This is a genomic window from Cupriavidus pampae, assembly GCF_914271485.1.
In the GTDB taxonomy this organism is placed as follows: domain Bacteria; phylum Pseudomonadota; class Gammaproteobacteria; order Burkholderiales; family Burkholderiaceae; genus Cupriavidus; species Cupriavidus pampae.
Genome location: NZ_CAJZAG010000006.1, coordinates 158973 through 173189, shown reverse-complemented (window position 1 = coordinate 173189; position 14217 = coordinate 158973). Strand labels below are relative to the sequence as shown.

The 14217-nt window shown below is 67.7% G+C and carries 8 protein-coding genes; 7 read left to right on the top strand and 1 reads right to left on the bottom strand.

Going from position 1 to position 14217, the window contains the following annotated elements:
• Positions 1–24 precede the first annotated feature (24 nt).
• From LDO41_RS16165 to LDO41_RS16150, 4 genes are all read left to right on the top strand, one after another.
• On the top strand, positions 25–5982 hold the full coding sequence (locus LDO41_RS16165; protein ID WP_223989934.1) for an alpha-2-macroglobulin family protein: 5958 nt from the start codon (positions 25–27) through the stop codon (positions 5980–5982).
• Between the two features lie 47 nt (positions 5983–6029).
• Positions 6030–6710 (top strand): lysoplasmalogenase, encoded by a 681-nt coding sequence (locus tag LDO41_RS16160; RefSeq protein ID WP_377741618.1) that lies wholly within the window; start codon positions 6030–6032, stop codon positions 6708–6710.
• A 72-nt stretch (positions 6711–6782) separates the two neighbouring features.
• Positions 6783–8936, top strand: a complete 2154-nt coding sequence (gene pbpC / locus LDO41_RS16155; protein ID WP_223990467.1) for a penicillin-binding protein 1C — start codon at positions 6783–6785, stop codon at positions 8934–8936.
• Between the two features lie 279 nt (positions 8937–9215).
• The gene (locus LDO41_RS16150; protein WP_223989930.1) at positions 9216–9941 is read left to right on the top strand and encodes an OmpW/AlkL family protein; all 726 of its coding nucleotides are present in this window, start codon (positions 9216–9218) and stop codon (positions 9939–9941) included.
• A gap of 57 nt (positions 9942–9998) precedes the next feature.
• Here the strand turns inward: LDO41_RS16150 and LDO41_RS16145 are convergent, their stop codons facing one another.
• On the bottom strand, positions 9999–10199 hold the full coding sequence (locus tag LDO41_RS16145; protein ID WP_223989928.1) for a heavy-metal-associated domain-containing protein: 201 nt from the start codon (positions 10197–10199) through the stop codon (positions 9999–10001).
• 164 nt (positions 10200–10363) lie between these two features.
• Here LDO41_RS16145 and LDO41_RS16140 point away from each other — a divergent pair, with 164 nt between their 5' ends.
• Genes LDO41_RS16140 through LDO41_RS16130 form a run of 3 tightly spaced genes read left to right on the top strand, consistent with a single transcriptional unit; the run spans position 10364 to position 14182 of the window.
• Entirely contained in the window at positions 10364–12868 is a 2505-nt protein-coding gene (locus LDO41_RS16140) for a heavy metal translocating P-type ATPase (protein WP_223989926.1), read from the top strand.
• Entirely contained in the window at positions 12865–13290 is a 426-nt protein-coding gene (gene cueR, locus LDO41_RS16135; protein WP_223989925.1) for a Cu(I)-responsive transcriptional regulator, read from the top strand. The genes LDO41_RS16140 and cueR overlap by 4 nt, the downstream gene beginning before the upstream one ends.
• A 7-nt stretch (positions 13291–13297) precedes the next feature.
• Positions 13298–14182, top strand: coding sequence for an alpha/beta hydrolase (locus LDO41_RS16130; RefSeq protein ID WP_223989924.1), 885 nt, complete (start codon positions 13298–13300; stop codon positions 14180–14182).
• Positions 14183–14217: the final 35 nt, after the last annotated feature.

Sequence of the window (14217 nt, the reverse complement as noted above, 5' to 3'; positions counted from 1 at the left end):
GAGCTAAAACCGGGAGGGGCAGGGATGAGGGGAATCGTCGCCGTCGGGTTCGCGTCGCTGGCCGCGCTGAGTGCGGCGCAGGCGTTTGCCGCGCAGATCACGCGTTTTTCGCCGGAGGGGGTGGTGCCGCGTGTGCGGCAGGTGGCCATCCGCTTCGACGAACCGATGGTGCCGATGGGCGACCTCAAGGCGGCACCGCCTGCCGCGGTGTCCTGTCAGGGAGGCGGCACGAATGGCCAGGGCCGCTGGGTCGATGCCAGCAACTGGGTGTTCGACTTCGAGCAGGATCTGCCCCCGGGCGTGCGCTGCGGGGTGCGGATGACAAGCGGGCTCAAGAGCGTGGCGGGCAAGGCCTACAGCGGCAAGCCCGAGTATCGCTTCGAGACCGGCGGGCCCACGGTGCTCTCGGCACGGCCGTCGGGCGGCCAGATCGAGGAGGATCAGGTCTTTGCGCTGCGCTTCAATGGCGCGGCCACGGCGGGCTCGATCCAGTCTCATGCATGGTGCCAGGCCGAAGGCCTTGGCGAACGCATTCCCGTGCGCCTGCTGTCCGGCAAAGATCGCGAGACGGTGCTCGGCGCGATTCGCTGGGCCGACTTCGCGAAGCAGACGCCGGAAGCGATTCATCTGCTCGCCTGCCAGCAGCGCCTGCCGTCGGGTGCGCGCATGCAGCTCGTGCTCGATGCTGGTATTGCGACGCCGTCGGGAGTGGCCACGCGCGATGCGCGCCGTTTCGACTTCACCGTGCGCGAGGCCTTTGCGGCCGGTTTCACCTGCGAGCGCGAACGTGCCGAGGCACCGTGCACGCCGCTGCGGCCGCTGCGCGTCACGTTCACGGCGCCGGTGCCACGCAAGGTGGCCGAGCGCGTGGTGTTGAAGACGCCATCGGGCGATCGCGCGCCGACCTTCGATCCGGATCTGTCGCCCGATGCCGCGGTGGAGTCGATATCGTTTCCGCCGCCGTTCGCGGAGAATGCCGCGCTGACGATCGAGGCGCCGAAGGATCTGAAAGACGACGCCGGCCGCACGCTGACCAACGCCGACCTGTTCCCGCTCAAGGTCACCATGGCCGCGCTACCGCCGCTCGCGAAGTTCTCGGCGGCACCGTTCGGTGTGGTCGAGCGCTTCGCCGATGTGCCGCGCAACAAATCGTCGGAGGATTTTCCGCCGCTGCTGCCCGTCACACTGCGCAACGTGGAAGCCGATCTGCCTGCCAGCACCGTGCGCGCACAGGCGGGGATCGTGGCGCGCCTCAAGGTCGATGACGATGGCGCGGTGTTGCGCTGGCTCGGTCTGGTCAAGCGCATGCACGAACAATCGTGGACGCGCGGCGAGCTCGATGCGGTGCTCGCCGGCAACTCGCCGTATGGCGTGCGCAATCCGCGCAATGCACCGTCCATCGAAACGCGTTCGGTCTCGCTGCTCGACAAGGCGCCGGGCGTGCGCAGACTCGATATCCCCAAGCTGACCGGCGGCGATCCGCGGCCGTTCGAGGTGGTGGGTATTCCGCTGCCCGAGCCGGGCTTCCACGTGGTGGAGATCGCGTCGCCGCGACTCGGTGCCGCGCTGCTCGGCCGTCAGGCGCCGATGTACGTGCGCACCGCCGCGCTGGTCACCAACCTCGGCGTGCATCTGAAGATCGCGCGTGGCGCGACCGATGGCGATCTGAGTGGGCTGGTGTGGGTGACGTCGCTCGACGATGGCAAACCGGTGGCCAACGCTGCGGTGGCTGTGCGTGACTGCGAGGGCAAGCTGTACGGCGAAGCGCGTACCGACGCCAGCGGCGTCGCGCGCTTCGACAAGCTGCCGGAAGCGCGTCATGACGATTGCGCCAACGGCCTCTCCGGCTACTTTGCTTCCGCGCGTATCGGCGCCGATCATCCGCAGGCGCGCGGCAAGGCCGACATGGCGTTCGTGCTGTCGGACTGGAATCGCGGTATCGAAACATGGCGCTTCAACGTGCCCACCAATATGAGCGCGACGCAGACGCTGCGCGCGCACACCGTGTTCGATCGCACGCTGCTGCGCCTGGGCGAGACCGTATCGATGAAGCATCTGCTGCGCACCGAGACCCTGCAGGGTTTCGGCCTGCCCGCGGGTGACAAGGCGATGCCCGTGAAACTCGTCATCACGCATGAGGGCAGCGGCCAGACCTACGAGATGCCGCTGCAATGGCGCGCCACGGCAACCGGTGGCCGCAGTGCCGAGAACACGTTCCAGATTCCACCGGCCGCCAAGCTCGGACAGTATGCAACCGCGCTGGTCTATGCGAGCGGGCAGTCGCTGGACACCGGTGGCTTTCGCGCCGAAGCTTTCCGTCTGCCCGTGCTCGCGGGCACGCTGCAGGCGGACAAGGATCCGAAGGCGAAGGGCAATGCGTTGATCGCGCCGTCGTCGGTGCCGGTTGGCATGGAAATCCACTACCTCTCCGGCGGCGGGGCCGCGGGCCTGCCCGTGCAACTGTCCGCGCTGCTGCGGCAGAAGTCGGTGAACTTTGCGGACTACGACGACTTTTCGTTCGAGCCGCCGCGGCAGCGCAAGCAGGCCGGGGCCGGTGACGAGGATGCCGATGATGAAGACACCGCCTCGCAGCCGGAACGCCTGATCGCCGACAAGGTGCGTGTGACGCTCGATCGCAACGGCGCCGCCAAGACCACGCTCAAGGATCTGCCGAAAATCGAACTGCCGACCGACCTCGTGCTCGAGGCCGGCTTTGCCGACCCGAACGGCGAGATCCAGACGCTGCGTCAAACCGTGCCGGTGTGGCCGGCTGGCGTGGTGGCGGGCATTCGCGCGGGCAACTGGGTCTCCGTTACGCAAAAGATCGCGGTGCAGGGCCTCGCGCTCGATACGCAAGGCAAGGCGCTGGCGGACATGCCGATACAGATTCAGGCGCGCCTGCGCATCAACACCTCGGCGCGCAAACGCGTGGTCGGCGGCTTCTATCAATACGACAACCGCAGCGAGATGAAGGACCTTGGCACCGTGTGCGAGGCCCGCACCGACGCGCAGGGTCGCGCAAACTGCAACGTGGCGCTCACGCAGGCAGGCGAGGTCGAGCTGACCGCGATCGTGCGCGACGGCGATGGGCGCATGTCGCGTGCCGCCACCACCGTGTGGGTCACGCGCGCGGGCGAATTGTGGTTCGGCGGCGAGAACCACGACCGCATGGACGTGATTCCCGAGAAGAAGTCGTATGCGCCCGGAGAGACCGCGGTGTTCCAGGTACGCATGCCGTTCCGTCGCGCTACCGCGCTGGTGGCGGTGGAACGCGAAGGCGTGATCGAGACGCAGGTCGTGGAGCTGCGCGGCGACGATCCGTCGGTGCGCCTCAAGGTAAAGCCCGAGTGGGGACCGAACGTGTACGTCTCGGTGCTGTCGCTACGTGGCCGCCTGCGCGACGTGCCCTGGTATTCGTTCTTCACGTGGGGCTGGCGCCAGCCCGTCGATTGGTGGCGCGCGTTCCGCGCGGAAGGACGCGAGTACGTGGCGCCATCGCCGCTGGTCGATCTGTCGAAGCCGGCGTTTCGCCTCGGGCTCGCCGAGATTCGCGTGGGCAACGAGGCGCATCGCCTCGACGTCACCGTCACGCCCGACAAGTCCACCTATCCGGTACGTGGCAAGGCGCGCGTCGCGCTGCAGGTGAAGCTGCCGGATGGCAAGCCCGCCGCCAATGCGGAAGTCGCGCTCGCGGCGGTCGATCAGGCGCTGCTCGAACTGATGCCGAACACGAGTTGGAATTTGCTCGATGCCATGTTGCAGCGGCGCAGCTATGGTGTGGAGACCTCGACCGCGCAGATGGAGATCATCGGCCGGCGTCACTATGGTCGCAAGGCCGTGCCCGCGGGCGGTGGTGGTGGCAAGAGTCCCACGCGCGAGCTGTTCGACACGCTGCTGTTGTGGAATCCGCGCGTGCAGCTCGATGCGGAGGGTCGCGCATCGCTCGAGGTGCCACTCAACGATTCGCTCACGAGCTTCCGTATCGTCGCGGTGGCGGACCTTGGTGTGGGCCGCTTCGGCACGGGTAGCGCGAGCATCGCGGCGACGCAGGATCTGCAGATGATTGCGGGCCTGCCGCTGCTGGTGCGCGAGGACGATCGTTATCGCGCGATGTTCACGTTGCGCAATACCACGCAGCGTGCCATGACGGTGGAAGCGACGGCGCGCGCCACGCTGGTCGATACGCAAACGCTGCCGCCGCAGACGGTGCAGCTGCCGCCCGGCGAAGCGCGCGAGATCGGCTGGGACGTGACCGCGCCCGCATTGCTCGCCTACAGTCGCAGCGGCACGATCCAGTGGGAAGTGCAGGCGGCAGAAAAGGGCACCGGTAGTGCCAGCGATCGCCTCAAGCTGTCGCAGCAGATCGTGCCTGCCGTGCCGGTCACGGTGCAACAGGCCACGCTCGCGCAATTGTCGCCTTCACTGTCGATTCCGGTCCAGGCGCCGGCCGAGGCATTGACCGATCCCACTGGCAAGCTGCGCGGCGGCCTGCAGGTGTCGTTGCAGTCGTCGCTTGCGGGCGGCATGCCGGGCGTGCGCGAGTGGTTCCGCGCGTATCCGTTCTCGTGCCTCGAGCAACGCACGTCGAAAGCCATCGGCCTTGGCGACGCGGCCGCATGGGATGCGTTGATGGCGCAGCTACCGTCGTACCTCGATGGCAACGGGCTAGCGTCGTACTTCCCGCTGTCGAGCGATGCCACGGCAGGCAGCGTCACGCTGACCGCCTACCTGCTGGCGCTCACCGACGAGGCCGCGCGCGCGGGGCTGCCGATGCGCGTGCCCGATGCGCTGCGCGCGCAGATGGAGCGTGGGCTGACCGCTTTCGTCGAAGGTCGCATCACGCCGCCGCGCTGGGCACCGCAGTCCGCGACGATGGACCTCGAAGTTCGCAAGCTCGCGGCGCTCGAGGCGCTGTCGCGCTCGGGGCATGCGCAGGCGCGCATGCTTGGCTCGATCCAGATCCTGCCCGCGCAATGGCCGACCTCTGCGCTGATCGACTGGTTGTCGCTGCTGTCGCGCGTGTCCGATATCCCGCAGCACGACGCGCGCGTGGCGGAGGCACAGCAACTGTTGCGCAGCCGGCTGACGGTGCAGGGCACGCGTCTGGTGTTCTCCACCGAGCGTGACGACAACTGGTGGTGGGTGATGGCCAATGGCGACGTCAATGCGGCACGGCTGCTCTCAGTGGCCTCGCAACTGCCGGCATGGAAGGACGATGTGCCGCAACTGGTGACGGGCCTGCTGGGACGTCAGGCGCGCGGCGCGTGGAGTACGACCACGGCCAACGCGTGGGGCGTGCTGGCGATTGCGCGTTATGCGCAGACCTACGAGCGCACGCCCGTCAACGGCACCACACGCGCCACGCTTGGCGCGGAGTCGCGCGCATTCGACTGGGCCCGCGCGACCACACGCGATGGCATTGCCACCGGTAGCGTCGATCTGGCGTGGCCGGCTGCCGGCGCGTCCGCCCCATTGCAGGTGGAACACGCGGGCGGCGGACGCCCATGGGCGACGGTGCGCGCGCTGGCCGCGGTACCGTTACGCGAACCCATCGCAGCGGGCTATCGCATTCGTCGCACGGTGACGCCGGTGGAGCAGGCGGTGGCGGGTAAATGGTCGCGCGGCGATACCTATCGCGTGAAGCTCGATGTCGACGCGCAGGCCGACATGACGTGGGTGGTGGTCAGCGATCCCGTGCCGACCGGCGCGACGATCCTCGGCAGTGGCCTCGGCCGCGATTCGGAGATTGCCACGCGTGGCCAGCAGGGCGGCACCTATGCGACGTTTGTCGAGCGCACGCCCGAGGCCTATCGTGCTTACTACGACTACGTGCCGAAGGGCGGCTTTACGGTCGAGTACACGGTGCGGCTCAACAATGCCGGCGAGTTCGCGCTGCCACCGGTACGCGCGGAAGCGATGTACGCGCCAGACGTGTTCGGTGCTTTGCCGGTGGAACGCCTGACTGTGGGGGCGCGCCCGTGATTCGCTTTGCCGTCAACATTCCCGCGCGCGTGCGCGAGTGGTGGTTCATGGGTGCGGTCGCGGGCATCATCTATGGTGTGTTGCTGTTGCAGGCTGCGATGGTGCTGCCGCCTGGCGCGCCGCTGACCGGGCAGGTTTCGTATCAGCCGCTGTGGAAGTGCGCGATGGCGCTGCTGCTGGCGCGCGCCGCGTGGTTCCATCGACCACTCGGCGAGCGCCGCTGGCTGGTCGTGGCACTCGTGTTCTCCGCAATCGGTGACCTCCTGCTGGCGATGCCGGGGCTGCGCATCTCGTTTATTGGCGGGCTGAGCGCGTTCCTGCTCGCGCATCTTGCATATCTGCGTCTGTTCGTACCGCTCGGCGCCGATCTGCGCGCGCATCGGCTGATCGGTTGCGGCTTGATCATCGGTGCGGCGGGCACGCTGCTCAGCCGCTTCTGGCCCAATCTCGGCGAGCTTACGCTGCCGGTGGTGGTGTACATCGGCGTGCTCGCGGCCATGGCGTGCGCGGCGTTGCTGGCGCGGCTGCCCACGCCGCTTACCGCGCTGGGTGCGATCTGCTTCCTGATCTCGGATGCGTTGATCGGTACCGCGCGCTTCCTGTCGGCGTTCGATACGTATCAGCTGGGCATCTGGTGGTTCTATGCGGCCGCGCAGGTGCTGATCGTCGCGGGCATCGTCGGCCATCGGCACACGGACGCCGCGCCGGCGGCCACCGACGGCGCGTAGACGGTCATGCCACACGCCCCGCGCTCCCGTCGCCTGGCACGCCTTACGCTGGCCGTGGTGGCTGTGCTCACCATGCCGGCCGCGCTGGCGGTGCCGACGTTCGGCACCGTGCGCGAAGCATGGCGCAGTGCCGATGTGGTGGTTGTCGATCGGCATGGCGAAACGGTGGCGCGTGTGCGCGATGACTTCCGCGCGCGACGTGGCGACTGGGTCGCGCTCACCGAGACCTCGCCGGCGCTGCGCACGGCCATCGTGTTGTCCGAGGATCGCCGTTTCTATGCACACAGTGGCGTCGATTGGCAGGGCGTGGCGGCGGCCGCGTGGGCCAACCTGTGGAACACGCGCACGCGTGGCGCGTCCACGCTGACGATGCAGCTGGCGGGCCTGCTCGACGACGATCTGCGCGCGGGCCGCGGCCGCAGCATGAGCCAGAAGGTGGGTCAGGCCGTCAGTGCGGCATCGCTCGAGCGGAACTGGAGCAAGGGCCAGATCCTCGAGGCGTATCTGAATCTCGTACCGTTTCGCGGCGAACTGGTCGGGCTGTCGGCGATGTCGCAGACACTGTTCGGCAAGGTGCCGAGCGGGCTCGACGCGCGCGAGTCGGCGCTGGCCGTCGCGCTGGTGCGCGCGCCCAATGCCAGCGCCGCACAGGTTGCGCGACGCGCCTGCGGCATCCTGCGCGAGATGCAGTTGCCGCGCGAATGCGATGGGCTCGACGGTTTTACCGAACTGGCGCTACTGCGCGCGAGCGGCGCGGGCGCAATGAAGCCCGCGGGCGCCAATCTCGCGCCGCATCTGGGTCGTCTGCTCGTGGCGCAGGCAGCGGGCGGCAACGCAGCACCCCCCGCGCGCATCGTCTCTACGCTCGACGCGCGCGTGCAGCGCGCGGCGGTGGCGAGCCTCGATCGCCATCTGCGCGAACTCGCCGGTCGCAACGTCGAGGATGGCGCGGTCATCGTGATCGACAACGCCAGCGGCGACGTGCTCGCCTATGTCGGATCGTCGGGCACGCTGTCGGCTGCCGCGCAGGTCGACCATGCGGCGGCGCTGCGCCAGGCCGGCTCGACGCTCAAGCCGTTCCTGTACGCGCAGGCGCTCGAAGAGCGCCGCGTCACCGCGGCCTCATTGCTCGACGATCGACCGGTGAACCTGCCGACCGGCGGCGGTCTCTACATTCCGCAGAACTACGATCACCAGTACGCGGGTTGGGTCAGCCTGCGCGCGGCGCTGGGCGCGTCGCTCAACGTACCCGCCGTGCGAACGCTGGTGATGGTGACGCCGCATCGTTTTCACCGGCGGCTGGTGGCACTCGGGCTGCCGCTCCCGCAGTCTGGCGATTACTACGGTTACAGCCTCGCGCTCGGCAGCGCCGATGTCTCGCTGCTGTCGCTGACCAATGCCTATCGCGCGTTCGCCAACGGCGGCGCCTACAGCCCGCCGCGCTTGCGTGCGGGGGATGCAGCTCCCGCCGCACACACGGTGATGCTGCCGGCGGCTGCCTACGTGATCGGTGACGTGCTCGCCGACCGCCACGCGCGTGCCCGCACGTTCGGGCTCGACAGTCCGCTGACCACGCGCTTCTGGACGGCGGTGAAGACCGGCACCAGCAAGGACATGCGCGATAACTGGTGCATCGGGTGGTCGCAGCGTTACACCGTGGGCGTGTGGGTCGGCAACGCCAGCGGGGCCGCGATGCACGATGTGTCTGGCGTGACCGGCGCCGCGCCGATCTGGCATGACGTGATGGACGCGTTGCATGGGTCGGCGCCGAGCCGCGCACCAGAACTTCCCGCAGGCGTGCGTCGTATCAGCCTCAGCTTCGACCAGAACCTGGAGCCGGCGCGCGAGGAAGTGTTTCTCGCCGGCACCGAACTGCCGCGTGTGAGTGTCGCGGCGGCCGCACCACGGGGCAATGCGCGCGCAGCGATCGCCAGTCCGGCCGACGGCACTGTCTTTGCGCTCGATCCCGATATCCCGCCGAACGCCCAGCGGGTCTGGTTTCATGCCACGGCGCCGACGGGGGAAGCCGCCACCGGCGTGAGCTGGCGGCTCGACGGCAAGCCACTCGCGCGCGGTGGGGAGGCCGGGTGGCTGCCATGGCCGGGACGCCACCGCATCGAGCTTGTCGATGCCGCCGGGAAAGTCGTCGATCACATCGCCATCGAGGTGCGCGGCGCGAGCGTGAAGAACGCGGCATCGCCGACCGGAAAGCCGCGCCAGCCCTGAATTCCGCAATGCAGCACTTTTGTTTCAAATGTGCGTATGCAGCATGGCGCGCGCAATCCCACTCACCCGAAGGGGTCTTTGCGGTTTCCACAAAAACCGTTGCGCGGATGCAGCGGATATTTAAGAAACACCCGCAATTTTCCGATGTTTTCTTGGGTTAACCCGGTCTTTAGGGCGTTCCTTCTACGCATCGTTTTCATGTTTGAAACAGTCCGGGTTGTCGCCACGGGATAATGCGTGCCATGGAGTTGGTCACATCGTGAGGAGTAAAGAGGAGCTATGAATACAATCTATAAAAAGATGCTGGTGGCAGCCGCGGCCATGACGTTCGCCGGCTTCGCCCAGGCACAAGCCGCGGGCAGTACGGTGGTCAGCGCGGGCTGGTTCCGTGTGATGCCCACCGGGTCGAGCGAAAACCTGACGATCGACAGCATCGCAGGCCGTCCGGTTGGTCAGCAGCGTCCGAATACCGGCGCCAAGATCGACTCGGCCGACACCATCGGCTTGGCGATCGACCATTTCTTTACGGACAACATTTCGGCCGACTTCGTGCTCGGCATTCCGCCGAAGCACGACGTCAGCGGCGATCGTGGCTATGACAAGTACGGCAAGCTGGGTGAAGTGCGCCAGTGGAGCCCGGCTATCGTCTTCAAGTGGCACTTCTTCGAAGCTACGACCAAGTTCCGTCCGTACGTGGGTCTCGGTGTGAACTACACGTGGTTCACCGGCGAGACCGTCACGAACCAGAACTTCGTGAACAACGAGTTCGGGCCCGGTTCGAAGATGACCGCCAGCGCCACGCCGTCGTGGAACCCGGTGTTCAACATCGGCGCCAACTACAACATCACCGACCGTTGGTCGGTGGGCCTGTCGGTGTCGTATGTGCCCATCTCGACGAGGGGCAACTTCGAGACCACGCTGGCCAACGGCGCAGTGGTGAAGTCGCATACCAAGATCAGCATCGATCCGGTGGTGACGTACCTGAGCGTCGGCTACCGCTTCTGACGCGGAGCGAGGTTCAGAAAAAAGGGCGCCTGCGGGCGCCCTTTCTTATTTGGTGGCTTACTTCGCCGATTTCACCGGGTAACCGGCGGCTTCGATCGCCTGCCGCAGCGCCGCCTGATCGGCGTTGCTCTCGACCTTGACGGCCTGGGTGGGTACGTCCGCCGCCACCTGGGCGGCCGGATCGACGGCCTGCACCGCACGCGTGATCGCGCCGACACAATGGTTGCAGGACATACCTTCGACTTCGAACTGGATCATCTTGAACTCCGGTGCAAGGGAAACACGGAACGTAGTGTGAACCTTCCCACCGTGGGAAGCGCAAGCGGAATCTGATCGCGGCAATATTTCGCTGGCCGACCTTGACCTTCCAATGATGGTAAGGTCCACGATGCAGTCGTCACTACTGCCAATCCCATCCCATCATGTCGATTTCCGCTGAACCTTCTGTCGCTTTCGACGCCGCCACCGGCGCGGAGTGGAGCTTTCCCGTCGAGGGCATGACCTGCGCATCCTGCGTACGTCGCGTCGAGCATGCGCTGGCCGATGTGCCCGGCGTCAGCGACGCGTCCGTGAATCTTGCTACCGAACGCGTCACGTTGCGCGCGGAGAGCGGCGCCGTGCTGACGGCGGCCGCGCAGGCGGTGACCGACGCCGGCTACGACGTGCCACGCGATACCGTGGAGCTGTCCGTGGCCGACATGACGTGCGCATCGTGCGTCGGCCGCGTGGAGCGTGCCTTGCGCGCGGTGCCCGGCGTGGTCGAGGCGCAGGTCAACCTCGCCACCGAGCGTGCCGCGGTGACGGTGCTGCGCGACGCAGTGTCCGCCGACATGCTGGCGCAGGCTGTGACGCGTGCCGGGTACGGCGCCGCGCCCGTGACCGCACCGGTCGGCACGGAAGCGCCGAAGCCATTCGATTTCTGGTCGAGCCCCTATGCGGTCACCATTCCGGCGCTGCTGTCGTTGCCGCTGATCGCGCCCATGGTGCTCGAATGGTTCGGCGTGCACTGGATGCTGCCGGCATGGGTGCAGTGGCTGCTGGCCACGCCGGTGCAGTTCGTGTTCGGCTGGCGCTTCTACAAGGCGGGCTGGAAGGCCGTGCGCGCGGGCGCCGGCAATATGGATTTGCTGGTGGCGCTCGGCACCTCGGCTGCCTACGGGCTCTCGCTGTGGATGATGGCAGGCGGCAACGAGGGTCATGGCGGCCATCTCTATTTCGAAAGCGCCGCGGTGGTGATCACCCTCGTGCGGCTCGGCAAATGGCTCGAGACGCGCGCCAAGCGCCAGACCGCCGATGCGATTCGCGCGCTGGCGGCGCTGCGTCCCGATACCGCGCAGTTGCGCCGTGGCGGACAGGTCGTAACGGTGCCGCTGGCGGAGGTGCGGGTCGGCGACGAGATCGTGGTGCGCCCCGGCGAGCGCGTGCCGGTGGACGCACAGATCGTCGAGGGTAGCAGCCATGTCGATGAATCGATGCTGACGGGCGAATCGGTGCCGGTCGCGCGCGGCGTCGGCGATGCGCTCACGGGTGGCGCGATCAACGCGGAAGGTCTGCTGGTGGCACGCACCACCGCGGTCGGCGCGGAGACGGTACTGGCGCGCATCATCCGCATGGTCGAGCATGCGCAGGCGGCCAAGGCGCCGATCCAGCGGCTCGTCGATCGCGTGAGCGCGGTGTTCGTGCCCGTGGTGCTGGTGATTGCGCTGGCCACGTTGCTCGGCTGGGGCTTTGCGGGCGGTGACTGGTCCGCGGCCTTGCTCAACGCGGTGGCGGTGCTGGTGATCGCCTGCCCGTGCGCGCTGGGCCTGGCTACGCCCACCGCGATCATGGCGGGTACCGGAGCGGGCGCGCGCGCGGGCATTCTGATCAAGGATGCCGAAGCGCTCGAAGTCGCGCATCGCGTGTCGGTGGTGGCATTCGACAAGACCGGTACGCTGACGGTCGGCAAGCCCGAAGTCGTCGCACTGCATGCGGTAGATGGTGACGAAGCGGCGTTGCTGGCGCAGCTGGCGGCGCTGCAGGCCGGCAGCGAACATCCGCTGGCCCGTGCCGTGCTGACGGCGGCGAAGGCGCGCGAGATTGCGGTGCTCGTCGCAACGAACGTACGCGCGCTGCCGGGCCGTGGCATCGAAGGCGAGGTCGATGGCATCGCACTGCAGCTCGGCAGCGAAGGCTTGCGCGCATCGCTGGGTGCCGAAGCCGGTGCCGCGCTCGAAGCGGCCGCCAACAAGTTACGTTCTGAAGGCCGTACGGTGTCGTGGCTCGTCGATGCCGGCGCGCGGCGCGTGCTCGGTCTGGTCGCGTTCGGCGATGCGCTCAAGCCCACCGCCGTAGCAGCCGTCGCCCGTCTGCGCGCCGCCGGCATCCGTACCGTGATGCTGACCGGCGATAACGCGGGCGCGGCGCGTCATATCGGCGACGCGCTCGGGCTCGATGAGGTGCAGGCTGAAGTATTGCCCGAGCACAAGGCCGCGCGCGTGCAGGCACTGCAGCAGGGCGGGGCGGTGGTGGCGATGGTCGGCGATGGCATCAACGATGCGCCCGCACTGGCGGCGGCCGATGTCGGCATTGCGATGTCCACCGGTACCGACGTCGCGATGCACGCGGCCGGCATCACGCTGATGCGTGGCGACCCGCTGCTGGTGGCCGATGCGTTGGTCGTGTCCGATCGCACCGTGCGCAAGATTCGGCAGAACCTGTTCTGGGCCTTCATCTACAACGTGGTCGGCATTCCACTCGCGGCGGCCGGTCTGCTGAACCCGGTGGTCGCCGGCGCGGCAATGGCGTTCTCGAGCGTGAGCGTCGTGAGCAACGCGTTGCTGCTGCGCCGCTGGCGCGCGGCCGCGTCGCAGGGCGCGCATGCCTTGCCGGCGCGCGTAGCAAAACCTCTCAACCCCGCATCTTCCGCACAGGAGGCCACGTCATGAACATCGGCGAAGCCGCGAACGCATCGGGCGTTACCGCCAAGATGATCCGCCACTACGAATCGATTGGATTGCTGGAGACGCCGCCGCGCAGCGAGGGCGGCTACCGCCGCTACGATGCGCGCGCTGTGCACGCCTTGCGCTTCGTGCGGCGGGCCCGTAATCTCGGCTTCTCGCTCGATGAAATTCGCGGACTGCTGTCGCTGTGGCACGATCGTGCCCGTGCCAGTGCCGACGTGAAGGCGCTGGCCCTGCGTCACCTGGATGAACTCGAGACGCGCATCGCGGAACTGAGCGCGATGCGCGACACGCTGCGCGGACTGGCCGAGTCGTGCAGCGGCGACGACCGCCCCGATTGCCCGATCCTCACCGATTTCGCACGCGAGGAGGGCAATGTAGCCTCTGCATGCTGTCATCAGGATTGAGCCCAATATGACGATTGCCCCGGTGGAGAGCCGCCAGCGCATGCGCGACGGCACCGAGCTGCTGCTGCGCACCTGGCTGCCCGATGCGCAGCGCTATGAGGAGCCACTTGGTACGCTGCTGCTCGTGCACGGACTCGGCGAACACTGCGGCCGTTATCAACATGTGGTCGAGGCGCTGTGCGCACTGGGGCTGCGCGTGCGGGCCTACGATCATCGCGGCCACGGCGTCAGCGGTGGCCCGCGCATGGTGGCGCCGCATGCAGATAGCTACGTCGACGACCTGGCGGAGATCTACGACGGCGCGGTGCGTCAGTGGAATGAACTGCCGATCGTGCTGGGCCACAGCATGGGCGGTCTGGTCGCGGCGCGGTTTGCCACCGCGCGCGTGCGGCCGATCCGCGCGCTGATCCTCTCTTCTCCGGCGCTTGCGCTGTATCTGTCGCCGCGCATGCTGCGGCTCCAGCGCGTGCTGATGGCCTTTGTGCCGCGTCTGCGCGTGCCCACGAAACTCGATGCCAGCGGCCTGTCGCACGATCCCGAGGTGGTGCGCGCGTATCGCACCGATCCACTGGTGCAGGCCACCATTACCGCGGGCGCGCTCGAGACTTTCGTGCGCGGCATGGCGCAGGCTCAGGCCGACGCGCCACGGCTCGAAGCCCCTACGTTAATGCTGGTGGCCGGCGCCGATCGCATCGTCGATCCCGCCGGCAGCCGCCGGTTTCACGACAACGCCCCCGACGACCTGTGCAGCATGGAGTGGTTCGCGGACGGCTATCACGAGCTGTTCAACGAAACCGAGCCCCGGCGCGGCGAGGCCTTCGCGGCCATGACGGACTGGCTGCGGCAGCACCTCGTGCCGATCGAGTCCACGGCGCCTCCGTTAAGACCCTGACGGCCGCCTCTCTCCAGTCGTGCGATGATCTCCGC